This is a genomic window from Porcincola intestinalis (assembly GCF_009696445.1).
Lineage (GTDB): Bacteria > Bacillota > Clostridia > Lachnospirales > Lachnospiraceae > Porcincola > Porcincola intestinalis.
Genome location: NZ_VULZ01000010.1, coordinates 1 through 24,021, shown reverse-complemented (window position 1 = coordinate 24,021; position 24,021 = coordinate 1). Strand labels below are relative to the sequence as shown.

Annotated in this window: 21 protein-coding genes and 1 riboswitch; of the genes, 8 read left to right on the top strand and 13 right to left on the bottom strand. The window is 51.1% G+C overall.

Annotated elements, in window-relative coordinates:
* Nucleotides 1-81 precede the first annotated feature (81 nt).
* From FYJ35_RS09615 to FYJ35_RS09605, 3 genes are all read left to right on the top strand, one after another.
* On the top strand, nt 82-300 hold the full coding sequence (locus FYJ35_RS09615; protein WP_154526124.1) for a FeoA family protein: 219 nt from the start codon (nt 82-84) through the stop codon (nt 298-300).
* 222 nt (nt 301-522) lie between these two features.
* Entirely contained in the window at nt 523-2,712 is a 2,190-nt protein-coding gene (gene feoB, locus FYJ35_RS09610; protein WP_154525954.1) for a ferrous iron transport protein B, read from the top strand.
* Nucleotides 2,713-2,889: 177 nt separating this feature from the next.
* The gene (locus tag FYJ35_RS09605) at nt 2,890-3,333 is read left to right on the top strand and encodes a metal-dependent transcriptional regulator (protein WP_154525952.1); all 444 of its coding nucleotides are present in this window, start codon (nt 2,890-2,892) and stop codon (nt 3,331-3,333) included.
* Nucleotides 3,334-3,483: 150 nt separating this feature from the next.
* Here the strand turns inward: FYJ35_RS09605 and rbr are convergent, their stop codons facing one another.
* The 13 genes from rbr to FYJ35_RS09540 all read right to left on the bottom strand — a co-directional run bounded on the left by rbr (nt 3,484) and on the right by FYJ35_RS09540 (nt 19,168).
* Nucleotides 3,484-4,026, bottom strand: coding sequence for a rubrerythrin (gene rbr, locus FYJ35_RS09600; RefSeq protein ID WP_154525950.1), 543 nt, complete (start codon nt 4,024-4,026; stop codon nt 3,484-3,486).
* Nucleotides 4,027-4,160: 134 nt separating this feature from the next.
* Nucleotides 4,161-4,808 carry a potassium channel family protein gene (locus FYJ35_RS09595; protein WP_154525948.1) on the bottom strand — a complete coding sequence of 216 codons (648 nt, stop codon included), beginning with the start codon at nt 4,806-4,808 and terminating at the stop codon, nt 4,161-4,163.
* A 45-nt stretch (nt 4,809-4,853) separates the two neighbouring features.
* The gene (locus tag FYJ35_RS09590; RefSeq protein ID WP_154525946.1) at nt 4,854-6,185 is read right to left on the bottom strand and encodes a TrkH family potassium uptake protein; all 1,332 of its coding nucleotides are present in this window, start codon (nt 6,183-6,185) and stop codon (nt 4,854-4,856) included.
* Nucleotides 6,186-6,443: 258 nt separating this feature from the next.
* Nucleotides 6,444-8,174, bottom strand: coding sequence for a bifunctional metallophosphatase/5'-nucleotidase (locus FYJ35_RS09585; RefSeq protein WP_154525944.1), 1,731 nt, complete (start codon nt 8,172-8,174; stop codon nt 6,444-6,446).
* Between the two features lie 207 nt (nt 8,175-8,381).
* Nucleotides 8,382-9,620 (bottom strand): aspartate-alanine antiporter-like transporter, encoded by a 1,239-nt coding sequence (locus tag FYJ35_RS09580; protein WP_154525942.1) that lies wholly within the window; start codon nt 9,618-9,620, stop codon nt 8,382-8,384.
* 240 nt (nt 9,621-9,860) lie between these two features.
* Nucleotides 9,861-10,985: a DUF362 domain-containing protein gene (locus FYJ35_RS09575; RefSeq protein WP_154525940.1), complete on the bottom strand. Its 1,125-nt coding sequence runs from the start codon at nt 10,983-10,985 to the stop codon at nt 9,861-9,863.
* Between the two features lie 126 nt (nt 10,986-11,111).
* Complete coding sequence (locus FYJ35_RS09570; protein WP_154525938.1) at nt 11,112-11,978, bottom strand: aldo/keto reductase; 867 nt, start codon at nt 11,976-11,978, stop codon at nt 11,112-11,114.
* A gap of 133 nt (nt 11,979-12,111) precedes the next feature.
* Nucleotides 12,112-12,585, bottom strand: coding sequence for a GNAT family N-acetyltransferase (locus FYJ35_RS09565; RefSeq protein WP_328597080.1), 474 nt, complete (start codon nt 12,583-12,585; stop codon nt 12,112-12,114).
* A 120-nt stretch (nt 12,586-12,705) separates the two neighbouring features.
* The gene (locus FYJ35_RS09560; RefSeq protein WP_235906508.1) at nt 12,706-14,103 is read right to left on the bottom strand and encodes an MFS transporter; all 1,398 of its coding nucleotides are present in this window, start codon (nt 14,101-14,103) and stop codon (nt 12,706-12,708) included.
* Nucleotides 14,104-14,149: 46 nt separating this feature from the next.
* The gene (locus tag FYJ35_RS09555; RefSeq protein WP_154525934.1) at nt 14,150-15,601 is read right to left on the bottom strand and encodes a family 43 glycosylhydrolase; all 1,452 of its coding nucleotides are present in this window, start codon (nt 15,599-15,601) and stop codon (nt 14,150-14,152) included.
* A gap of 185 nt (nt 15,602-15,786) precedes the next feature.
* Nucleotides 15,787-17,859 carry a beta-glucosidase family protein gene (locus FYJ35_RS09550; protein WP_154525932.1) on the bottom strand — a complete coding sequence of 691 codons (2,073 nt, stop codon included), beginning with the start codon at nt 17,857-17,859 and terminating at the stop codon, nt 15,787-15,789.
* Nucleotides 17,856-18,785: a helix-turn-helix domain-containing protein gene (locus FYJ35_RS09545; protein WP_154525930.1), complete on the bottom strand. Its 930-nt coding sequence runs from the start codon at nt 18,783-18,785 to the stop codon at nt 17,856-17,858. The genes FYJ35_RS09550 and FYJ35_RS09545 overlap by 4 nt, the downstream gene beginning before the upstream one ends.
* 68 nt (nt 18,786-18,853) lie before the next feature.
* Entirely contained in the window at nt 18,854-19,168 is a 315-nt protein-coding gene (locus tag FYJ35_RS09540; RefSeq protein ID WP_328597079.1) for a pyridoxamine 5'-phosphate oxidase family protein, read from the bottom strand.
* A gap of 264 nt (nt 19,169-19,432) precedes the next feature.
* On the opposite strand from FYJ35_RS09540, the gene FYJ35_RS09535 reads away from it, so the two are divergent.
* The 5 genes from FYJ35_RS09535 (at nt 19,433) to FYJ35_RS09515 (ending at nt 23,686) form a co-directional block, all read left to right on the top strand.
* Nucleotides 19,433-20,284 carry a DUF3100 domain-containing protein gene (locus tag FYJ35_RS09535; RefSeq protein WP_154525926.1) on the top strand — a complete coding sequence of 284 codons (852 nt, stop codon included), beginning with the start codon at nt 19,433-19,435 and terminating at the stop codon, nt 20,282-20,284.
* Complete coding sequence (locus tag FYJ35_RS09530; RefSeq protein WP_154525924.1) at nt 20,281-20,727, top strand: hypothetical protein; 447 nt, start codon at nt 20,281-20,283, stop codon at nt 20,725-20,727. The genes FYJ35_RS09535 and FYJ35_RS09530 overlap by 4 nt, the downstream gene beginning before the upstream one ends.
* 1 nt (nt 20,728) lies before the next feature.
* On the top strand, nt 20,729-21,493 hold the full coding sequence (locus tag FYJ35_RS09525) for a sulfite exporter TauE/SafE family protein (RefSeq protein ID WP_154525922.1): 765 nt from the start codon (nt 20,729-20,731) through the stop codon (nt 21,491-21,493).
* A gap of 69 nt (nt 21,494-21,562) precedes the next feature.
* On the top strand, nt 21,563-22,945 hold the full coding sequence (locus tag FYJ35_RS09520; protein WP_328597075.1) for an amidohydrolase family protein: 1,383 nt from the start codon (nt 21,563-21,565) through the stop codon (nt 22,943-22,945).
* A gap of 15 nt (nt 22,946-22,960) precedes the next feature.
* Nucleotides 22,961-23,686 carry a Crp/Fnr family transcriptional regulator gene (locus FYJ35_RS09515; RefSeq protein WP_154525920.1) on the top strand — a complete coding sequence of 242 codons (726 nt, stop codon included), beginning with the start codon at nt 22,961-22,963 and terminating at the stop codon, nt 23,684-23,686.
* A gap of 64 nt (nt 23,687-23,750) precedes the next feature.
* Nucleotides 23,751-23,852: riboswitch (TPP riboswitch) on the top strand.
* The last annotated feature ends 169 nt before the right edge of the window (nt 23,853-24,021 follow it).

The following is a 24,021-nucleotide window of genomic DNA, read 5'->3' as shown; positions in this document are numbered from 1 at the left end:
ATTGTGCATTAGTCTGCTGCAGGAAGAACTCATCTTCTCGGCTTATGTACAAAAACTGAATTGAAGGAGGAAAAAATCATGATGTCACTCAAGGATGTCCCGGTCGGACAGACAGTCAGGGTCGTCAAAATTGACGGGGACGGGGCTGTCAGAAGAAGGATCATGGACATGGGGATCACAAAAGGAACGGAGCTCTACGTCCGGAAGGTTGCCCCGCTTGGAGATCCGGTCGAGCTCACTGTCCGCGGTTATGAGCTGACCGTCCGCAAGAATGATGCAGACATCATCAAAGTCGGTTGACGAAACCGCTTTTTTCTTTGCATAGTAGTTAGTTGTGTGCAACATATTGTAGACCCGTTTAATCCGGATTGATCTGACACGTTCGCACTGTCTGTCTTTTCAGACAGTCCGTCATGTCAGGAAATGGATCACCTGTTAATCCCGAGAAGGGAAGTCTGCCGCCACAGACATCAGGATATCCGAGCGTCCGGACCAGACGGATCAAAACAGATGGAGGAACCTATGGCACTGAAATTTGCACTTGCCGGCAACCCGAACTGCGGGAAGACAACGATGTTCAACGCCCTGACGGGCAGCAACCAGTATGTAGGGAACTGGCCGGGCGTCACAGTCGAGAAAAAAGAAGGAAAGATGAAGGGAAAGTTCGGCAGCAGCGATACAATCGTCACCGATCTTCCCGGCATCTACTCGCTTTCCCCCTACACACTTGAAGAAGTCGTCAGCCGGGACTATATCCTGGGCGAGAATCCGGACGTCATCATCGACCTCGTCGATGCAACCAACATCGAACGGAATCTGTACCTGACCACCCAGCTGATTGAGACTGGCGTACCGGTTGTCATCGCACTGAACATGGCAGACCTGCTGAAGAAGCGCGGCATCCGTGTTGACACCGAACGGCTCGGTTCCATTCTCGGCTGCGAGGTTGTCCCGACCTCCGCTCTTCGCGGTGAAGGTCTGGATAAGCTTGCAAAGCAGGCAGCCATAACAGGCGCTGAAAACAGCCATGCCCTTCCGCCTGAAATATTCTCAAAGGAGCTTGAGGCCGCTATCAAAAATGTGGAAATGATTCTGCCGGCTTCCATCCCGCAGCAAAAGCGCAGATGGTATGCCATCAAGATACTGGAGAACGATTCCAAGGTCTCCGCACAGCTCTCCCTGTCCGACAGCCAGCTCAAGGTCATTGCCGCCGAGCGCGCTGCCATTGAGAAGAAGGAAGATTCCGATATGGAATCCATCGTCACAGATGCGCGTTATGCCTTTATCCAGAAAGCGGTGAAGGCTGCCGTGAAGAAATCCGGCGAGAAGCTGACCACCTCTGACAAAATTGACCAGATCGTCACCAGCCGCATCTTCGGCATTCCGATCTTTGTCGGTATCATGTTCCTGGTCTACTATCTCTCCATCAACAGCATGGGCGGTTTCTTCACAGACTGGATCAACGATGTCGCGACGCCCTGGGTCCAGGAGGCTGTGTCAAACGGTCTGACTGCTCTGCATGCGAACAGCGTGTTCATCAGCGCAATATCCAATGGCGTGATCGGCGGGCTCGGCGCCGTCCTCGGCTTTACGCCGCAGATGGCCTTCCTGTTCCTGTTTCTGTCCATCCTTGAAGACTGCGGTTACATGGTCCGTATTGCCTTCGTCATGGACCGGGTATTCAGACATTTCGGTCTGTCCGGAAAGAGCTTCATCCCGCTGCTGATCTCATCCGGCTGCGGTGTTCCGGGCATCATGTCCAGCAAGACCATCGACCAAGACAATGACCGCCGCCTCACCATCATGACCGCGACCTTCATCCCGTGCGGCGCCAAGCTCCCTGTCATCGCACTGATGGGCGGCATCATCACCAGCTACTCCGTAACCGGAAAATTCACAGCAGGCGGCTGGATGGCACCTATGATGTACTTCGTCGGAATCGCCGCTGTCCTGATTTCCGCCGTCATGCTCAAAAAGACAAAACCGTTCTCAGGTAAAGCAGCTCCGTTTGTCATGGAGCTCCCGCAGTACCACATTCCGCAGCCAAAGACAGTTCTGATGCATGTCTGGGAAAGACTGAAGGCTTTCCTGAAGAAGGCAGGGACCGTTCTCTTCCTCGCAACCCTTGTCATGTGGTTTCTGTCCAGCTTCGGTGTGGAAGGCGGCCGCTTCGGTCTTGTTGACACCCCGAATTCTTCCGTCCTCGCTGCGATCGGCGGTGCGATTGCCGTCATCTTCCGTCCGCTCGGCTTTGGCGAGTGGCAGCCTGTCGCCGCGACGATCTCCGGCTTCACGGCGAAGGAATCCATCGTCTCCACGATGGGTGTCCTGGCGCATGTTGCCTCTGACGCTTCCGAAGACACAGCTGTAGTCGGCCAGGCCATCGCGTCCTGGTTCCCAAGTGCGGCGGCTGCCTTCTCCTTCCTGCTCTTCAACCTGCTGGATTCCCCGTGCCTTGCGGCAATCGGCACCATGGCAGCAGAAATGAATGACCGGAAGTGGTTCTGGTTCGCGATTCTGTATCAGAACGTGTTTGCCTATGTCTCCAGCCTGATCGTCTATCAGCTCTGGATCCTGCCTGCGAACGGGTTCACAGCCTGGACAGCGGTTGCGGTTGTTCTTCTGATCATCATGCTGTATCTACTCTTCAGACCGGATCCATATAAAAATATGAAGACATACAGCAAACGCTCTGTTACAGAGGCTGCATGAGGTCTGCATCACTTACCGCGTGTACCTCAATCATCCGGGAGACTCTTATCCGGTCTCCCGGATCATTTTTCCGAATTATAATTTAGCTCAATTTAATTTATATCTCTTGATTGACAAGGACACCTCCGGTGTGCTAACATTTGTTAGAAATATCTAATGATATAAAGGAGAATTGCTATGAGTGAGACCACATTACACTCTTCACATCCATATCACACAACCGAATCCGCCCAGAACTATCTGGAGGCCATCCTGATGCTCAGCGAACAGAAGCCCGTCGTCCGCTCTGTCGACGTTGCGAATGAGCTTGGCTACAAAAAATCCAGCATCAGCATCGCGATGAAAAACCTCCGCGAAAACAATCTGATCACTGTGACGCCGGAGGGATATATCTACCTCACAGACGAGGGGCTGAAGATTGCCAGCACCATCTACGAACGCCACAAGTTTTTTTCCTGCTGGCTGGCGAACCTCGGCGTCGACCAGGCGACAGCTGCTGCTGACGCCTGCAAGATTGAACATGACCTCAGCCCGGAGAGCTTTGCGGCGATCAAGCGCTATATCACAGAACAGTACGCAAAGGAGCAGAAAAGCGCTGCAACCGACACAGACGCGAAGTAAAGTGAAAAATAAAGAGAAGCGGTACAGCCTGTATGATACGCTTTCATCCTGGCTGTACCGCTTCTCTTATACGTTCATGACATGATCTTGTCATGCGTCAGGCTTCTGCACTGTTCAGGAACCGCTTTGTGAAACACTGCCCGCTGCCTGTCAATAATTTTCCGCGTGAACCTCAAAGAAGGACTGCGGATGATAGCAGACCGGACATACATCCGGAGCCTTTGTTCCGACAACGACATGTCCGCAGTTTCTGCACTCCCAGACGACTACGCCGCTCTTCTCGAAGACCTCCTTCGCCTCGACGTTGTGAAGCAGCTTGCGATAGCGTTCCTCATGTGTCTTCTCAATTGCCGCTACCCTTCTGAACTGCTCCGCCAGCTCGTGGAACCCTTCCTCATCGGCATCCTTTGCCATGCGGTCATACATGTCCGTCCACTCGTAATTCTCGCCCTCAGCTGCTGAAGCCAGGTTCTCAGCTGTGTCACCGAGAAGTCCAAGATGCTTGAACCACAGCTTCGCATGCTCCTTCTCGTTGTCAGCGGTCTTCTGGAACAGTGCCGCAATCTGCTCATAGCCTGCCTTCTTTGCGACAGAAGCAAAGTATGTATACTTGTTTCTCGCCATGGATTCGCCAGCCAGCGCTTCCTGAAGGTTCTTCTCTGTCTTGGTGCCTGCGTACGGATTCTTTGCCATCTTCTCTTTCCTTTCTTGTTTTTGTACACTGGTTCTGCAGGTTTTCTCCTGCAGAGGGTTCACATCTGCTGTGACTTCATTCTAGCATGTACGAAAACAGGATGCAAGTACTATTTCAGTAATTATTATTATTTTTATTGAAAGCACTTATCAATATTCTCTTTCCGTCCCAGTACAACCAGCCTCTGATTCGCAGTCAAAGGCTTAGTCGGATCAACGCCGGGAATCAGGACATTGTCCTCCTTCAGCGCAATGATATTTAAATGATAAAGTTTCCTGATATCAAGCTCATGAACCGTCTTCCCGACCCACCGCTTCGGGACATCGATCTCCGCGATTGAGAACTGGTCATCCAGCGCCAGGTAGTCAAAGATATGGTTCGAGGCAAAGCGGATCGCCGTCCACGCCGCAAGCGTCTTCTCAGGAAAAACAACCCTGTCAGCTCCATTTCTCAAAAGGAGCTTCTCCTGCGCATCGGACGTCGCGCGGGCTACCACATATTTTGCCCCATAATCCTTGAGAAGAGCTGTCGTCTGAAGAGAGCTGAGGAAGTCGTCCCCAATTCCGACAATGCAGAAATCGTAATCATTCACGCCAAGGCTGGCAACAAACTTTTCATCGGTCGCGTTGCCGATCCTTGCATTCGTCACGAAGGGGAGCGCCATATCGACGCGCTCCTCACTCATATCGACCGCCATGACATCCTGTTTGTACTCTGTCAGCTTCTTCGCAACTGTCATCCCAAAATATCCGAGACCGATCAGCAGGATATTGTTCTTCATCCTTCTCTCCATTTCCCCGCAAAAGCGGCTCCCTGTAATTGATGTTTACCCTACGTTCAGATCCTCCTGCGGCAGGCACGAGGACCCAACCCTGGATCTTCTGAATGTCGCATACATGAAGGTCAATCCCCCGACTCTTCCGTAAAACATGAGGCCAATCAGGATCAGCTTCGATACCACGTGAAGCGAAGGCGTCAGGCCGAGCGTCAGGCCGACGGTTCCGATCGCGGAAGCCGTTTCAAAAAAGCTTCTCAGAAGAGACCGGTGCTCCATCGCACTGACCGCCATGCCGCCTGCCAGAAACAGTGTGACATACATCAGGACAATGGAGAATGCAGCCCGCACAGTCTTTGCCGGAATCCGGCGCTGATGCAGGACGGTGTTGCTCCGCCGTCCGCTCATGCTCAGAAACGTCCCGACCACGACCGCGATGGTTGTTGTCTTCATACCGCCGGCGGTTGATCCCGGAGAACCGCCGATCAGCATCAGCATAATCATGATCAGGAGATCATTTTCCTTGAATTTCGTGAGATCAGATGTATTGAAGCCTGCTGTCCTGGTCGTCACAGACTGAAAAAAGGAAGCCAGAACCCGTTCCCCTGCCGGCAGCGATCTGTACTCCGCAAAGAAGAAGATAACAGCCGGAAGAAGAATCAGAATGACCGTGGTCGTCACGACCACCTTCGTCTGCAGGGTATACCGGCTGAAATGAAGCTTGTTTCTCTGCAGATCCCGCCAGGTGTAAAAGCCCAGACCGCCGAACACGATCAGCGCCATGATCACCAGATTGATCACGGCATTGCCCTGATAAGCAACCAGAGATGAGTACTTCTCCCGGACGCCCATCAGGTCAAAGCCCGCATTGCAGAATGCCGAGACAGAGTGGAACAGCGCGTACCCGGCTCCGGTGACAGGTCCGAAGTCCCTTGCAAACACCGGATACATGACAAGGGCTCCGCCCAGCTCCACCGCCATAACCATCTTCATAATATACAGCGACATCCGGACGATTCCCTGCACATTGTCACCGGAGATAGAGTCCTGCAGAAGCGTTCTCTGAATCAGAGAAATCTTGGAACCGATAATGACACGGATCAGGAATGCGGTGGTGATGACGCCAAGTCCGCCGATCTGGATCAGTGACAGGATGACAACCTTTCCGAACAGGCTCCAGTGCGTCGCCGTGTCATAGACGACAAGTCCGGTCACACAGGTTGCCGATGTGGATGTAAACAGACAGTCCAGAAATGGCGTTACCCTTCCCTCCATGCTGGCAATCGGAAGCATCAAAAGAAGCGCTCCGGCCAGAATGACCAGAAAAAAGCCTGCCAGAATAATCTGTGCAGATGTCAGTCGAAAGTTTTTCTTCAGCTTCATATCGAAAAATACCTGTTCGTCTTTTTTGACCGCTCATCGACGGCGTGATTATAACACATCGCCATACGGACTTCCATGTCTTTCCATCTGAGCATAAACATGTCCGTCTGCAAAACCCGGAGGAGCACAGTTCCTCGTTGCCTTCACAAAAAAGAAGGAAGGGGCTGAAACTCCAGCCCCTCCCGCAGCTTCCGCCGCCTGCAGGCATTGCCGCTTCCGGATCGGGCGGCGTCCGCCATCCATGCTTCCTGTAATCTGTCAGGATGCCGCTTCTGTTACCATTTCTGCATTACCTTCCGTCTGCGAATCGTTCTCTACCGCCACAATTCTGCCGTCTCCATAAGGATTCTCATACGCATCCCCGACTGTCCCGCCAAGGTCGTCCGCAATGAAGTTGATCAGGGCCTGATTGTCCAGCATGAACTCGTCCTGCAGGATCTTTGCATCACCGAACATGTTATATCCATCACCCTGCTGCTTCAGCATATAGTTGTGTGTTGCCACCGTGTATGTCTTCTCCAATTCGAGCGTTTTTCCGCCAACTGTGACGTTTTTCACCCGATACTCTCCCTCATGCCCTGTCCACAGGCCATTTTCATCCTGTGTGCAGTGATCCGGGACGTCTGTATGGATCTCGTATGTCAGTCCCGAAACCTGCAGGAAACCACCGTTCTCACTCGGAACCGTGCGGGCTCCCCACTCCAGCGCATCCAGGACCTGCTGCCCGGTCATCTCCGCCACACAAACCATGTTGCCAAATGGCTGAACCGTGAGGATATCGCCCTGTGTAATGTCGCCCGCCGCGATATTGGCCCGGACTCCGCCTCCATTTGCAAATCCAATGTCCGCCTTTCCCGCTGCCCGGTATGCATCCGCCACCAGGTCGCCCAGGTTTGTCTCTGCATTGCGGACAATCCGGATCGGCTCGCCCGCGTCATCAACTGCAGTCGGATCCACAATCGTCAGGTTCACATCCGTATGTCCCACGACTGTTTTCAGGCTTTCGTCCAGCTTCTCCTGTGCCTTCTTCACCTCTTCCGTGACGGAGTTGCTGAAGCCAAACGTATCCTTCGCAGATCCCTCCAGGCCCCAGGTCAGGAGCTGATTGCTGATGGTCCCATCCATCCCGAACCTCACGGTGCCGATGCAGGCAAGCTTTGTCCCGCAGGCGGTCCGGATCACAGCCTTTCCGTCTTTGTTCTTCATCGTCACCTGATCAGTATCATGGCTGTGTCCGTCAAGGAGCACGTCAATCCCGGATGTATTGGAAATCACCTGATCATACCGCCATGGCGAAGCCGTATCCTCGTTGCCGAGATGCGCCATGGCGACAACATACTGCGCACCTTCATTTCTCGCCTGATCGACTGCCTCCTGAACCTTTGTGTAGAGCTTTTCTCCCGTCTCGTCCTGGCAGAAATCATACACAAAGTTTCCGGCGTCATCCTGGAAATAAGCCGGTGTGGACGAGGTGATGGTCTGCGGCGTTGTGATACCGACAAACGCAAACTTGATTCCGTCAAATTCCTTGATGACATAAGGATTAAAGACCAGTTTTCCATCCTTATTGAAATTGCAGCTGATGTACGGGAACTTTGCTTTCTCTGTCAGCGCCAGGAATTGATCCATCCCATAGTCGAATTCATGATTGCCTGGGATGGCAATGTCATAGCCTGCCGCATTCATCAGCTCCAGCGGTGTCTCTCCCTTCGTCATTGTCCCGATCGGTTCGCCCTGGATGAAATCCCCGTCATCCACAAGCAACGTATAGCACCCCTGGTCTTCATAATACTTCCGGACCTGGTACAGCCCGTCAAGGCCAAAATTCTGATCCACCCCGCAGTGGACATCGCTCGTAAACAGAATCACCAGATCCTTCGACAGTCCGCTCTCCGATTCTCCCTCCGCTGCTGCCGCCGGAACCGCCGTCAGAAATACCACAAGCATAAGTGACAGCAGATACACACTCAGCTTTCCTGCCCTTTTCATATCTCCGCTCCTTTCATCGGTTTTGCCTGCCCGCCGGCAGGCTCATTTATATCTGATTAATATAATTATACCGAATTAGTATCTGATTTTCATCTATTAATTAGCACAATTAACTATCTATATCTTTGTCTATTCTTCATATTCTCAATCTTTTCAGTATAAAAAGAGATCTGCGGATTTCTCCGCAGATCTCTGATATGAACCGAATCAGTGCAGCAGCAGAATCAGGAACTGGCAGGCCAGCACAACCGTGATCAACGCGATCGGGTAAGTTGCCGCATATGCAGAGGCGACAGCCTCTGTCTTGGCAACCTTGATCAGGGTGCCGAGTGCCGGTGTGGATGTCATGCCGCCTGTGATACAGCCGAGCGCATTCATCAGATGCAGCTTCACAACCTTCATCGCGACAATGAATCCGATGATCATCGGGATCAGTGTCATGAACAGGCCGTACACGAAGTAGATCGGCTTGAAGTACTCGATGAACTTGGATCCACCGGACACACCAGCTCCGATCAGGAACAGAATCAGGCCGAATTCCTGGAAGGTCTTGAGCACCTCGCTCTTCACATGAAGCGAGATCGGGCCAAGGTGTCCGAAATGTCCCCAGATCAGTCCGGCGATCAGCACGCCGCCTGTCGTGGTCAGGGAAAATGAAGTTCCGGCAAGTCCCTTCGATGTGAGCGGGATGTGAACCGCCCCGAGGAAAATTCCCGTCAGGATGACAAACGCGAAGGCACCAATCCCGAACGGATCAATCTCAACATAGTGCCGGTCAGCCTTCCGTCTCTGCCCGGCTGATACATCCGTAATCTTCCGGACCTCCTCGTCGATGTTCGCATGAAGAATCTTCGGAATGAGCTGAACAAACAGCACGACACCGATGACGCCAAAGATATAGGAGATCCCGTATCCGACGGTCACGGCACTCTCATACTCCGGTGCGACGGTCGCCTTCGCCGCCGAGAACGCCGGCGTGGATGTGAGGGCTCCGGAGAGCAAGCCGGTCAGGAGCGCGACAAACTGCTTCGTGTCAGCCTCCCCGCCTCTTCCGATGAAGTAGCACGCAACCGTTGTCAGACCGCCGCTCAGAATGATCACAACCCCGAGCAGAATATAGGACTTGAAGTTCTTCTTCAGATTCGAGAAGAAACTCGGCCCCGCGATCAGACCGACGGAGCAGACAAACAGAACCAGTCCGCAGTTCTCGATGATCTTCAGCGCGTCGGGGCTGAAGTCAATCCCGCTGAAATTCATTGTGTCAGCCAGCTGTTTCGAATGCAGGATCCCATAGATGATTGAAGCAATGAAGACACCTGCCGTCCCCAGCGAGACACCCTTGATCGAAATCTTGCCGATCAGATAGCCGCCGACAATAATTGCAAAGATACTCATCACGAAGAACGTAATCCCCGTGATGTTGATCACACCGCCAAAAAGACTCATCTTTTCCCTCCTGTTTCTGTTCAATCTGAAAAGCCCATTAGAGAGAATTGTAAGATATTTCAAACAAAATTACAAGAGACCGATCTTCCCTGCTCATTCTTTCAGCTGATTCCCGAAAATTCCCCGCGGCAGTCACTTCCCTGGAATTTTCAGCACGGATCCGTCCGCGTGACACCTCAGAGTGCCATCAATGATGCTCATCTTGACGCAGGTCAATGATAACCGGTGATCCGTGAAGCGTTACATAGTTATCAGTTCGTATTCCCTGGTGCCCAGACCGATCTTCTCGGCGTGTTCCAGCGTCTCCTTCCACGCCACGTTCGGATTGCTGTCCTTGAAGTGCTCGTGGTAGTGGTGCCAGTCCGGCCTGGCCAGGTTGTCGCCGAGCTGGGAATTCCGGATCGGCGTCTGCTGCTCGCACAGATCCACACAGGCCTGGTCGAGCGCAACCGGGTCAAATGAAGCCAGCATTCCGACATCGGGAAGAATCGGAGCGTCATTTTCGCCATGGCAGTCACAGTTCGGCGAGACGTCCTGAATCAGGCTGATGTGGAAGCACGGCCGCCCGTCGCAGACAGCCTGTGTATACTCCGCCATCTTGCATCCAAGCACCTCGTTCGCATTCGCATTGTCGTTCTCAATCGCATCAAAGGCACAGGCACCGATACAGCGCCCGCAGCCCTTACAGATGTCCTGGTTGATATGCGCAACACCACGCTCGTAGTCGATCGCGTCCGAACCGCACTCTCTGGCGCAGCGATGACACTTTCTGCACTTCTCCTCGATCACATGCGGCTTGCCATCGTTGTGCTGCTGCATCTTTCCCGCACGGCTCCCGCAGCCCATCCCGATGTTCTTGATGGTTCCGCCGAATCCAGCTGCTTCATGCCCTTTGAAATGCGTCAAAGAAATGAACACATCCGCATCCATGACGGCCTCTCCGATCAGCGCCGTCTTCAGATACTCGCCGTTCCGGATCGGCACCTCCACCTCGTCTGTCCCGCGCAGTCCATCTGCGATGATGACGTGACAGCCGGTTGTGATGGAATTGAAGCCATTCAGCTCCGCGCAGGTTAGATGCTCGAGTGCATCCTTACGGCTTCCCGGATAGAGCGTATTGCAGTCCGTCAGAAATGGCATTCCGCCATTCTCCTTCACAACGTCAGCCACTGCCTTCGCATAATTCGGTCTCAGGAACGCCAGGTTCCCGAGTTCCCCGAAATGCATCTTGATGGCGACAAACTTGCCACCCATGTCAATCGATCCGATTCCGGCCTTCCGAATCAGCTTCTGCAGCTTTGCTGTCAGCGGCACGTCAACCTTCGTCCTGAAATCGGTGAAATAAACCTTTGCTTTTTCTCCCATCTGTCTGCTCTCCTATTCTGGCTAGTCTCGCACAGGCTGCCTGCGACATTCCGTATACGGTGCTCCGCATTCTGTTTCCCTGATGTTTTTTCCGTCCGTCACGCTGGCTGTGCTTCGTGTACCCACTCACCCTTCATGTGCCTTGATCTGGATATCAACGCGTTCCCGCTCCGGATGTTCCCCCGACCATCCATAGTCCGGCATTGTATCGATACGATACATATCGATCTGCGAGATCGTGAAATCGCCCAGGTTCAGGTTCTGCCGCATCCGCTCCGGTGAGGACGCTTTCGGAATTACCATTACACCGCGCTGAAGATCATACTTCAGACAAAGCTGTGCCGGTGAGACACCATACTTTTCCGCAAGCGATACAATCAGCGGATCCTTCAGCACCCGGTTTCTTCCAAGCGGGCTCCATGCCTGTACCTGGATTCCATGATCCTGACAGAACCGAAGCGTCACTTCCTGCGTATGACCGGGATGGAACTCCAGCTGATCCACGGCAGGCACCACCTCCGCATGCTCCATCAGGTTGAGCAGATGCTGTGGAAGGAAGTTGCTGACACCGATCGCACGCACTTTTCCTTCCTGGTAAAACTCCTCCATCAGCTTCCATGTATCCAGGTCCAGCTTTTCCCAGGCCCGATAGTCCGGCGTCGGCAACGGCCAGTGAATCAGATACAGATCCAGATAATCCGTTTTGAGACGTTCAAGAGACCGCTCAAACGCCTTCCGGACCTCGTGATACCCAAGCTCACTCTTCCAGGCCTTCGACGCAATCTGAATCTCCCCGCGTTCAAGTCCGCTCTGAGTCCAGGCCATCCCGAGCTCCTCCTCCGTTCCATAGAACGATGCTGTATCGAAATACCGATAACCCGCCCAGATTGCCTCGCTGATCACCCGCTCTGTACCATCCGCCGCAGCCTTGTAGGTGCCGAATCCGATTTCCGGGATCGTCATCCCGTTATTCAGTCTGAACTTATCCGCCATGGTTCCCCTCCTGTTCCTGTCTATATTAACCGAAATATCCGTTTGATCCCTCTCATTTTACAACAAGAAGCCAAAGATATCACATACCTTCCTCAGGATTGATTTCAGGGGCCGCGGATGTCCCTGTCTTATGTCAGGCCAGGATATACTCCATCTGCCGCTCCTTGGTCTTCATCCCCATTTTCTCATAGAACTTCTCCGCAGATGTATTCCCTTCCCAGACATTGAGCGTCACCTCGTAACAGCCCAGCCTCTTTGCCTCCTCCTTTACAAAAGCGAACAGGCTCTCTCCGACATGCTGCCCCCTCATCCTCTCATCGACGCACAAGTCATCGATGAACAGAGACCGAAACGGGACCATGTTGTTGGAAAACGGCTGCTCCCGCAGCTGGCAGAATGCATACCCCTCGCACATACCCTGCTCATCCGTCGCAACGTAGATCGGCTTTGCATCATTCCGGATCATCTCCCGGAGCTCCTCGTCCGTGTACTTTGTCGTCCCGGAAATAAAAATATCCGGCCGAATCTCTGCGTGAATCTGGAGCACCTGCCCCAGGAGCTCATGCAGTCTCGGAATATCCTTATCGACTGCTCTTCTGATTTGTATCATAGCGGTCCTCCTTTTGATCTCCTTCCGCCATTGCACCACATTTTCCTGAAGAAAGCAAGCTCCCGGCCGCCGGATAAAACCGACAGCCGGGAGCAGAAGGATCCCTCTTTTTATTCTTTACTCTGCATGCTTTGCCGCAAGATCTTTTTCCATCTGCGGCGCTATTTTATCAAGATTGCAGAAGAGCAGAGCGACAAGACCGATTGCAAACAGGATAACCGGAATGATCGTGTATGCGCTCTTGATGCGGGCGATGGTCATCGCGGTCTGCGCGACCTTCTGTGCTGTCCGCTTCCCTTCATACGCTGCCCACGCAAGTCCCCATCCAACAATCGCGGATCCAAGTCCTGCACCAACCTTCATGCCGAAGGATGTTGCCGAGTTTGTAAGGCCATCGAGCCTGACGCCGGTCTTCCACTCACCATAATCTACGACATCCGCTACCATTGCAAAAAGTCCGGCATTATGTGGAATTCCGCCAATTCCAAGCAGAATCAGCCCTGTGAATGCTGCGGACGCAGATGTCGGAAGGACTGCCATCAGCAGGACTCCTGCAATCTCAACGATATAGCCGATGACCATGGCTCTCCAGTTTCCAAGCACCTTCACAATATACGGGTAAACCAGGTTGCCGATCATCTTCGGAAGAATGAAACAAAGTGTCAGGGTACCCATGAGTCCTACGTTGCCCAGTACATCTCTTGCATAATAAATCCGAAGACCGTTATTCACGCCCAGCGCTGTATAGTTGACAACAAAGATCAGGGTTAACAGCAGGAAGTACTTATTCTTGAACAGATAGGCAAACGACTTTCCGACAGACAGCTTCTGTGCTTTCTTCTTTTTCTCAGTATCGACGAAGGTCCGGTCAACATTCTCCGCGATATCCTGGTTGTTGCGCTCCTTTGTGAAGAAAAATGTGATCAGAAGCATGCCAACCGCAATTGCACCGAAGATTGACGCCATTCCGGTCCATCCGAACTTCCCGACAAAATCCATGGTATTGTAGTTGATGAACAGGACCGTCGCCATCGTGCAGAAAAATCGGAAGGAACTCGCCTGTATGCGGTCTTTCCGCTCCGGTGAGAACAGAGCAAGCAGCGTATTATATGCCAGGTTGCATGCCGTATAGACTACAGCCGCCATTAATACATAGGATATAAAGGCATATGCTACTTTTCCCTTCGATGAAAGTGATGACGGAATGGAGAACATCAGCACCAGCCCGACACCCATCGGGATTGCAGACCATAAGATCCATGGCCGCGCTTTTCCCCACCTTGTATGCGTATGGTCGATGATGGTTCCCATAATCAGGTCTGAAATCCCATCCAGCAATCTTGCCAGCAGCATCATCGTCCCAATCGTTGCCGCTGCAATACCGACATTGTCGGTGTAATAGACGGTCAGGAACGACCCCAGCGTCGTCCAGACAAAGTTACACCCGCCGTCTCCCAGGGCAAAGGCGATCTTCTCGCCAAACCCCGGCCGTTTTCCTGCATACTTGTTCATCATGATTCCCTCCTCCTATGATTATTCCCTGTATGCCATCCTGCAGTGCTTACTCCATCAGTTCCATATCCATGAGGTCAATGGCTCCGCTTCCGGCATATCGGAGATAGAGTTCCTGATCATTATCCCGGAACTGAACGCCTCCCTCCGCTTTCATGAACGTGCCTTCCGGTACAGTTCTGTCTGCAGCTTCCGTTTTCACCCGGATTTCTCCCCTGCATGCCGTATCCGGCGCGTCAATCTCCGTGAAAATCCGGATCACCCCATCTGCATGGTTCCCGCCCGTTCCCCGGAAGCGGATTCGGATTTGATGTGTTTCCCCCAGATCGAAATATTTATATCCGACGATCGTTCCAGACGAGATATTGGATACATACCTTCCGTCCTCATCTCTTGTCAGATATGGAAAATCCGCTTCCTTGTTGGAACGCCCCAGCGAATTTAAAGCTCCCATATGTCCATTTGTCAGATTGCAGCAATAGACTGCCGGATATGTACCCACACCAGGAAGCCGCTTTTCATTCAGACCACTGGTTGTCACACAGACCTGCGGTATGGATCCATCTTCCTTAATCGAAATGCGCTCTGCGCAGGCCTGCCGATTATACTGGGTGAGGGAGGTGTGCCTGTGATAGAAGATGTACCACTGCCCGTCAACCTCCACGAGTCCCCCGTGGTTGTTTCCCCCGCTATTCAGCTGATCCTCTTCTCTACGCCCCCTGTATCCGACATCCGTGTTGGATATGATGCAGCCTCTGTACTGAAATCCGCTCATCGGCCTGCTGCTTGTCGCATAACAGAGCCTGTGGGTATGGACGGAGGAATAGACCAGATAATACATGCCATGGATTTTTCTGATCGATGGTCCCTCAAAGTACGGGTCCGCTTCAAATGAGGTCCCGGCCGCATACTTCTCTGATGGAAGAACGACCTCCGGTCCCTCCAGAACAGTCAGCATGTCATCCGCCAGCCTGACGACAGAGCCGCCCTTCAGATCCTGTGACTTGTATCGTGGAATATTGATCATGCAGGGCGCAAATCCGAAGTACAGAAAGTTTCCTTCCTCCGTACAGATGACAGACGGGTCGTACGGCTGGTTCTCGCTCATCACCCTGCCGTCTTTGTAGTGAACCTGACCATAGAACCTGTATGGCCCCTGTGGCTTGTCAGAAACTGCAGCATGGATGCTGTCCTGAAATTTGATGCAGTAGTAAAGGTAATACCGCCCATCCCGTCCCTGCACGACATCCGGGGCATACATCGGAAGCTTATCCAGATTATATGGATCCTGGTCCTTCCTGTAGATAACGCCCTCATACCGCCAGTCAGACAAGTCATCCGCAGGCGCTGACCACGTCACATAGTCCAGCTCACAAAACTCTTTTCCATTTTCCCGGTCATGACTGCCAAACAGATACAGCCTGTTCTGAAACACATGGGGCTCTCCGTCCGGAATGTGTTCATCCAGAGGGAGATATGGATTCATTACCAGATTTTTCACCTTTCTGTTCCTCTTTTATCTTTTCCTTCTATCGTTCTGCTGCAGACAAGTATAGAAGGTTCTCTGCTCCTTCTGCTGTCACATCCGGAATACCCACTGTCAAAATTGGACAAAAAAATCCCACCAGCTGCCTGTACGCCTGCTGTCAGCTGATGGAAATGCACGTTCAAAAGGATGACGCCGCTTTACCTTGTCACCTTCCCGCTCCATACGATCTGTTCTGCACTAAATCCGACATGAATGGTGAAATTCCCCTGCTCTAGTCTGAAAGCATGTTCCTCTTCATCAAAATACTTCAGATCATCGCAGGAAACCGGAATCCGGATGTCTCTGCCCGCTCCGGCTTCCAGCTTTACCTTCAGAAATCCCTTCAAAGTCGGTACCGGACACTTTGCGGATTCCACATATACCTGCACAACAGCGGAACCGCTTCTTTTTCCGGTATTGCTGATATGGCAAAAGACCGCGAAAAACGGATTGCCGTTCCATTCCGTTTCTCCCGCCGCCTTCACATCGGACGGAGTCTCCCGTCTGACCGATACATCGGACAGTGCAAATGACGTATAAGACAGTCCATATCCGAACGGGTACATGGCTCTGATCCCATCATGTGCAAGCTTCCGGTATCCACTGTAGTACTGATACGTCACCTCTGACGCTTCAAAGTCCAGCGCCGGCAGATCTTCCTCCCGCTGGGGGATTGTATATGGGAGCCTCCCACCCGGTTCAGCCTCTCCAAACAGAACGCGGGCGATCGCCGTGCCGCCCTCCTGGCCGCCATATCCCGCCCACAGCAAAGCCGGCACCTGGCTGATCCATTTGCCCGGGATCACTGCCGATCCGGATATCATGACAACGGCAGTGTTGGGATTGACTTTGCCGATTTCATTCAAAAGCTTCTCATCTCCGTCATGCAGGCGCAATCTTCCTTCCCGGTCCCCTCCGACTGAAGTTCCCCGTTCAGCCGTAAACTGGTCCTTCGAGAGTGCTTCTCCCTCATCCAGGTATGTCAATCCTGCGATCACGATCACACAATCCGCCTCATCCGCAAGACGTTTTGCGTGGGCGATGTTATGCCCGCGGTAATAGATGACATCTGTCGTCCCGTTCACCAGCTTCATCAGCCCTTCGAGCGGAGAGACAACATGCTCCGGATACACTCTTGCAGAGCCTCTGTCTCCCTGGTTTCCTTCTTCAGCCAGCTCTCCGAACACTGCAATCGTGTGGAGCCTTCTCTTCGAAAATGGAAGCACATTCCTTTCGTTCTTCAGCAGGACGATTCCTTCCTCTGCGGACTGAAGTGCCAGCTCCCGGACCTCTCTCTTCTTCAGTCTTTTTCTTTTTTCTGATTCCATGGAAATCTTTTCAAAGGATTTCATGGTTCGGACAATGCGCAGTGCCGCATTGTCGATCACAGCCTCCGGAACAAGCCCCCTTCGGACTGCTTCCACCAGTTTTTCACCAAAGTACTTGGTGTCTGCCATTTCAACTGTCTGGCCTGCCAGCGCAGCTGCGACTGTACCCTTCACGCCCCAGGTAAAATCGCTGATGAGGAATCCCTGAAACCCCCACTCCTCCTTCAGGACATCATGAAGCAGATATCGGTTATGTCCGCACATCACGCCATTGTAGGCGTTATAGGCACTCATCACAGCTCCTGCATGATCTCTGCGGATGCATTTCTCAAAATGGCGCAGGAATACCTCCCGTTCTGTCCGAAGGCTGTCACAGCGTACATTCACGCGGAAGCGCTGATTTTCCATCTGATTAAAGGCGAAATGTTTCAGACAGGCGATGACGCCGACGCTCTGAACACCTCTGACCATCGCTCCGCCCATCTCTCCGAGCAGGAAATCATCTTCCCCGTACGTCTCCTGTGCCCGTCCCCATCCCGGGTGATAGAGGAAATTGATGCAGATCCCGCCAAAGAAATTGGCTCCGAACTGCTGCGCCTCCTGCGCAATCGCCGTCCCGATTTTCTCCTCCAGGTCCGGATTGAATCCGGCTGCCCGAACCATCGGGACAGGAAAACAGGTGGCTTTCCCCCTGCCGCAGACAACACCTCTCGGTCCGTCACAGAATCTGATCTCAGGCACATGAAGCCTGTCATTGCCTCCCGCCGCGTAGGGCTTTTCATTATAATGTTCCGACAATGTTCCCTTGAGCGCTCCGTGAATTCTGGAGCGGTCAGCCCGCCCGCTCATCAGACGGACCTTTTCCTCAAGAGACATATTCTGCACAATCCATTCCGGCGTCATGACAGGAATCCTTTCAACAGATCAAGTGCCTCGTATCTCTCGTAATCCAGATACCCCCGTACCTCTGCATGCCCGGTGTTTCCACCATCTGATTTCCTGTAGCTGAGAGGCGTCTGGCCGGTCAGCTTCTGGAATGCCCTGTAGAATGTCTTCTCCGAACCGAACCCACAGGCATCGATGATAAAAGGCATGTCATGGTCGGTCGTCCGCAAAAGCTTTCTGGCCTGCTGGACTCTCATTTCCTCAATGAAATCCCTCACAGACATCCCAAGTCCAGCCTTAAAGCAGCGATAAAGTGTCTTCTCCCCGACGCCAAACTCATGCGCCAGCAGCACACTCAGATGGTCCTCTGCCACATGCCGGCGAATGTAGTCGATCATATCCAGAAGCTCTTCAGACCCTGTTTCTTCCTTTTGCCTTCTCATAAGGATGTCATAATCAGCACCCTCCACCAGATCCGCTACCAGACTATACATTTCTCCGCGAAGCCTGTATGCCGTCTGTTCCTTCTCAATGAGCGTACACATCAAAATCCTCGACACATGGTTCCGGATGGATACAATTCCCTCTTCCGGCTGCTCATCCTGATTCATACTGTTCAGAAAAAATCTGAACTGCCGCTTGTCCTCCGTCCCGCTTCTGAAAAGATCCGGACTTAACTGTACAAACCCACAGAGATTTACCTCATTCCCGCCAACGATAGAATGCAGCTCCTTTGAGTTTACAAGCACGAGATTTCCTTCCGTAACAGATCCTGTCCACTTCTCTGAACGGAGTGTCACCTTCCCCTTCAGGACCAGCATCAGTTCATACTCATAATGCCAGTGCCATGCGCTGAATCCAATGGAGGTAACAAATGATTTCCCGCGAAGCTGCGAGCCGTAATCGACACTCTCCAGCGTGTATTTTTCCTGGTAATTATCCATCCACTTCCATTCCCTGCATCAGTTACACCACGCTCATGTGCTTCATCCTTGTAGGAGAGCTGAGGATATTACTTTTCATGTACAAGCTTCCCTGTCATATGATCGACATGAACCGCAATCATCTGTACGTTCCTCAGATCTCTTTGAATCTCCATGTCCACTTCCTCAGCGGTCGGATAGTACTTCAGTCCGATCGCCCTGAGTTTTTCACGGAGAAGATCACTGTCCGTGACCAGACTTGCCGTTCCGAACACGACAACGCTTGACACGTAATAAGCCCAGTCTCCCTCCTTACGCGTACCGGACGTCCAAACTGTAAAACACACTCTGGGATTTTTCTGGATTAAATCAGTCTTATGCCCGTTCTTAGCGCGATGAAAAATGAGCGTCTCGGTCGGCTCATCATACTTTTACGTCATTGTTTCATACAGCCACGTAGTAAAAATTTCCCCCGTCTAGTACAATATTTAAAAATATTTTTATAAATATCGTTATTTAACAATAATTTGTTTAATATTATACAACATTATATGTAGGATTCCACCCATTTGAGCTGTTTTTCGAGAATCATTTTTTCTATACTGAATCCATACTCGAGCAAGGAAAACGCTGTATGAACAATGCAACATCTAAAGGAGGTGCTTCTCATGGCCAGCAGGCAGAAAACTCCCACCTATCATAGCCTCAGGGAACGTATTCATTCAGAATGGATTCTGTATCTATTCGCATTCCTGTTTATTCTGATCGCTGATTCCATCGGTCAGATCAAAATTCCAGTCTGGAAAGGAACTTTCATCATTTTCCCAATCTTCTTTTCGCTGGGGCTTGGGCTCCTGACAGGTCCAAGTGTTCTGAAAATCCTTGATGACAAAAAGGTAAAAGCTGCATCTGGTCTTGTAGGTGTGGCGATTCTTCCATTCATTGCGAAACTCGGAATTAACGCCGGAGCAAATATCTCTATTGTCATCTCTTCCGGTCCTGCATTGCTGCTTCAGGAATTTGGAAACCTTGGAACAATCTTTCTGTCTCTTCCCTTCGCACTAATGCTGGGCCTGAAACGTGAAGCCATCGGCGCATGTCACTCTATTAATCGTGAGACGAATCTTGCTCTGATGCAGGATATGTTCGGTGCTGATTCACCGGAAGCACAGGGCAGTCTTTCCGTCTATATCATAGGTGGGATGATCGGCACCATATATTTCGGTTTTATGGCTTCCATGTTTGCAGCTACCGGAATTTTTCATCCTTATGCTCTTGGAATGGCATCTGGTGTTGGAGCCGGAATCCTGATGTCATCCGCTGTTGCATCTCTCTCCGAAGTCATGCCGGCATATGCCGATAAAATATCAGCTCTTGCCGCTGCCAGTGAAACGATGTCCGGGATCGATGGAATCTACATGGCGATTTTTATCGGAATTCCCCTATGCAATTATCTCTATCGAAAACTTGAACCCAAAATCGGTCGAATTACCAAATATGGAAGGAGGGAACAATCATGAAGATCAGAGACTGGCTTTTTACTCTTGCAATCACAGGCCTCGGTATGATTTTGGCCAACAAGGTTGGCTTTGGGGCATCTGTGACGGAATCTCTGCCTGGTGTATTTGTCCTTCTTGTCATTGCCCTCTGTGCAGCCGGTCTTAAGGCGATCATTCCTCTGAAGCTTCCGACTGTTGCTTACTGTTCTATTCTTGGTCTCCTTGCCGCTTGCCCTATCTCTCCGATATCAGGCTTTGTCATTGACGCAGCCGGGAAAATCAATTTCACCGCTCCTCTGACAATGGTTGGTGCTTACGCCGGGATGTCCATCAGCAACCAGTTGAAAAGCTTCATTCGTTCAGGATGGCGTTTCATTATTGTCTCCATTTTGGTTATGACAGGCACTTTCCTGGGGTCCCTTCTAATCGCGCAGCTGGTTCTGAAACTTACGGGTACAATCTGATATGTTGAACATCATTCTATGGATCATCCCAGGCTGTTTCCTGGTCGGGCTCTGCATCGGCTGGACTGGTGTCGCAGGTTTTTTACTTCCGATTCTGTTTATGACAGCCTGCCATTTTTCCTCTTCTCAAAGTCTCTTCCTCAGTTTTGTATGCTTTGCGATATCAGGAATCATCGGCGCTGCAAATTACAGAAAGCGGGGTGAGTTGCCTTGGAAGCCTGCCATTGCCATCAGTCTTGGCAGCCTTTCTGGAAGTCTTTTCGGCGCAATGATTGGTCAGAACTATATATCTGGTTCCATTAAAATCATCCTGTATATGGTTGTTCTTCTGTCTGGAATCATGATACTGGTGCAGGAATATCTGGTGAACCGTCATCGTGACCAGAAGCTGCATCGTCAGCCAAACATTGTTTTACTCCTGTTCATCGGTTTTTTATGTGCTGTTCTTTGTGCACTTTCCGGGGCAGGCGGTCCTGTCCTGGTCATGCCGATTCTGGTTCTCACAGGATTCCCGGTAAAAACCTCAATCGGAATTGCCTTGTTTGATTCCATATTCATCGCGCTGCCAGCAGTCGCTATTTATGGAAGCCACGCCAGCTTTTATGGCATGGGTATCCCTATTGTTACAGCTGTGCTGGCACATGCTGCAGGAATTTCTCTGGGAAGCACTTCAGCCGGCAGGATCCCCGCCATACCGCTTAAGCGTGGAATCGCAGTGTTCTCAATTGTATTTTCGATCTGGATGTTGTTCCACGCCATGGCATGACTTTCAAATTCACAATCATACATAGTCATTCTTGATTTATTCTCATACTATGTTAAGGAGAAAGGAATTGTGCCGCTTGTTACAGACAGCACAATGGTAATTATGATGAAAAACAAGCTTCCCTGCGACATTCTTATCCGGCATGCTATGATTCTTGCTCCTGATATGACAATTAGAAAGAATCAATTAATTGCCATTTCAGAAGGGAAAATACTTGATATCCGGGTAGACGGAGATACTGTACCATACATTGCCTCCAAACAGACATTTGAAGATACCCATCTTCTGTGGATGTCTGGCCTTACAGATGGACACATTCACACCAGCCAGCAGTTTCTTAGAGGCAGACTCCTTGATGTAAGACCCGTTGTCTGGAAAAGGGTGAATGTTCCCTTTGAGAGCTGCCTCAACAGGGAACTTTCAAAGCTCTCAGCCTCGCTTGCCGCCCTCGAGATGATTTCATCAGGCACAACCTCTTTTATAGACGCAGGCGGAAAATATCCAGAAGCCTTCGCAGAGATTTATGAAAGATCCGGGCTCAGAGGTTATTTAACAGTCATGACAAATGACAGTCCCAATGCGCCTGAAAGTCTCCGGGCTGTGTCTCCGGAAGAAGGCGTAAAGCGGCTTCGGGATATGAAAGACCAGCTCATTTCACCTGGCGGACGTATTCAGCCAATATACTCCGTCACAACACCGACTGCTGTCAGTGAACCGCTGCTTCGGATGGTACTTGAGGCCTCTATCGAAGACCATGTCCCTTTCGAGACGCATCTGAATGAATATGCTTCTGAAGTCGTAGATTTTATTGAGAAATATGGAAAACGTCCGTTTCTCTGGCTGGAAGATGAAAAGCTGGTCCCACAAACAATGATTGCCGCGCATGCTGTTTTTCTTTCTCAGGAAGAAATGGATGTATTGCAGCGAAACAGAATTCTGGTTGTCCACTGCCCATTTTCAAATTGCGGAAAAGGAGTCCCTTCGACTCCACAACTGATTCATATGGGAATATCCTGTGGTTTCGGATCTGACGGTGCGGGGCATGGAGGCCTCGATCTATTCCGAGAAGTACGCCTGTTTCGAAGTCTGATGCAAGTTGAGCGGGGTGTCCCCTCCGCTGACTCCTCTGTCATGCCTGCGGAAACCTTGCTTCACATGGCTGTCTGCGGAGGTGCTTCTGAGCTTTTCTGTAAACACACAGAAAGATTAACTCCCGGCGCTCCGGCTGATCTCATCGCGATTGATACTGATTCTCCTAACCTGTGGCCAACACAAAATCTGGTTCACTCTCTCGTAGAGTGTGTCTCCGGTTCAAATGTACGGCACAGCATTATCGATGGTCGGCTCATCATGAAAGACAGGGACATCCTCTCACTTGACACTGAAAAAATCCGGTATAATGTAGAAAAGGCGGTGAATGAGTTTCCATGGCTTACGAGCTGGAATGAATAGGCTGGAGGGATATACATGACCTATCACGATCTTTCAGAATCTTATCCTTGTCTGAAGGTTCTGTCCACTTCATTGCTGACAGAGCCTTCAGAAGAATTCCGCCTTCGCACCTGTTTCCCGCATGAAGTGATCTCACAGAAAGGTGCAGCGCTGACCCAAATCGGGATCCTCGCTTCTGGAACGTTTCGTGTGGTGAATGAACTTGAAAATGGCAACGTCTTTATGATTGAAATGAACGATGCCCCCTCTTTTGTCGGTGAGGTCACTCTTCTTGCCGGCGAATACACTACCTCTGTCACAATAGAAGCTGTGTCCGAATGCATCATCGCTTTTCTTCCTGTCAGCATCTTCTCCGATTGGATTGAGAAAAATCCTGCTCTTCTCCGTTATATCAGCCGCCATGTGGCAAAGAAATTGTACTGCTCAAGCTATCACCGCGGAGAGCGTAATTTTTACTCTGCACAGTATGTTCTGCTGAACTATCTTCTTGAGCACATTGATATCACAAAATCAACTGAGCCTGCTGTCATGCACCGCACACGCCAGCAGATGAGTGAAGAAATCGGAATGTCTGTCAATACAATAAACAGACACCTGCTTACATTCAGGAAGGAAGGCTTGATCTCGATGATTCACGGAAAGGTAACACAAAACGCCACGCAGCGTGAATCTGCAAAGGATGCGCTTCAGATATATATTGCCCAGAATCGCAATGGTGCAAGGGAAAAGATTCCAATTTGACATCGATCCTCCGCAGTATTAAACTTGAAGATGTTTCAAAAACATATCCAATTGAATACTCTTTTATTTCCGCTAGGGGCGCATATGCTGAGATCGGTGAGCATTCACCGGACCCTTATAACTTGAACCGGATAATACCGGCGTAAGGAAGCTGAAATGATCTTTATGTGGTTTCACATACTTTCTTCAGCATTTGCCTGCCCCTCCCTGTGCTGTGCTACCCGTCAAGAGGACAGTGAATAATTAAAAAGTTTTGTGCCGCCAGTCGAATGATCGACTGGCGGTATTCTTATGCCGCTACATAATAGTTCTCATGGTATTCAACAGGGGTCATG

What these genes read in the sequence shown, in the direction of transcription:
- FYJ35_RS09615 (WP_154526124.1), top strand. Translation starts at nt 82, where the DNA reads ATGTCACTCAAGGATGTCCCGGTCGGACAGACAGTCAGGGTCGTCAAA.
- feoB (WP_154525954.1), top strand. Translation starts at nt 523, where the DNA reads ATGGCACTGAAATTTGCACTTGCCGGCAACCCGAACTGCGGGAAGACA.
- FYJ35_RS09605 (WP_154525952.1), top strand. Translation starts at nt 2,890, where the DNA reads ATGAGTGAGACCACATTACACTCTTCACATCCATATCACACAACCGAA.
- rbr (WP_154525950.1), bottom strand. Translation starts at nt 4,026, where the DNA reads ATGGCAAAGAATCCGTACGCAGGCACCAAGACAGAGAAGAACCTTCAG.
- FYJ35_RS09595 (WP_154525948.1), bottom strand. Translation starts at nt 4,808, where the DNA reads ATGAAGAACAATATCCTGCTGATCGGTCTCGGATATTTTGGGATGACA.
- FYJ35_RS09590 (WP_154525946.1), bottom strand. Translation starts at nt 6,185, where the DNA reads ATGAAGCTGAAGAAAAACTTTCGACTGACATCTGCACAGATTATTCTG.
- FYJ35_RS09585 (WP_154525944.1), bottom strand. Translation starts at nt 8,174, where the DNA reads ATGAAAAGGGCAGGAAAGCTGAGTGTGTATCTGCTGTCACTTATGCTT.
- FYJ35_RS09580 (WP_154525942.1), bottom strand. Translation starts at nt 9,620, where the DNA reads ATGAGTCTTTTTGGCGGTGTGATCAACATCACGGGGATTACGTTCTTC.
- FYJ35_RS09575 (WP_154525940.1), bottom strand. Translation starts at nt 10,985, where the DNA reads ATGGGAGAAAAAGCAAAGGTTTATTTCACCGATTTCAGGACGAAGGTT.
- FYJ35_RS09570 (WP_154525938.1), bottom strand. Translation starts at nt 11,978, where the DNA reads ATGGCGGATAAGTTCAGACTGAATAACGGGATGACGATCCCGGAAATC.
- FYJ35_RS09560 (WP_235906508.1), bottom strand. Translation starts at nt 14,103, where the DNA reads ATGATGAACAAGTATGCAGGAAAACGGCCGGGGTTTGGCGAGAAGATC.
- FYJ35_RS09550 (WP_154525932.1), bottom strand. Translation starts at nt 17,859, where the DNA reads ATGACGCCGGAATGGATTGTGCAGAATATGTCTCTTGAGGAAAAGGTC.
- FYJ35_RS09545 (WP_154525930.1), bottom strand. Translation starts at nt 18,785, where the DNA reads ATGGATAATTACCAGGAAAAATACACGCTGGAGAGTGTCGATTACGGC.
- FYJ35_RS09535 (WP_154525926.1), top strand. Translation starts at nt 19,433, where the DNA reads ATGGCCAGCAGGCAGAAAACTCCCACCTATCATAGCCTCAGGGAACGT.
- FYJ35_RS09530 (WP_154525924.1), top strand. Translation starts at nt 20,281, where the DNA reads ATGAAGATCAGAGACTGGCTTTTTACTCTTGCAATCACAGGCCTCGGT.
- FYJ35_RS09525 (WP_154525922.1), top strand. Translation starts at nt 20,729, where the DNA reads ATGTTGAACATCATTCTATGGATCATCCCAGGCTGTTTCCTGGTCGGG.
- FYJ35_RS09515 (WP_154525920.1), top strand. Translation starts at nt 22,961, where the DNA reads ATGACCTATCACGATCTTTCAGAATCTTATCCTTGTCTGAAGGTTCTG.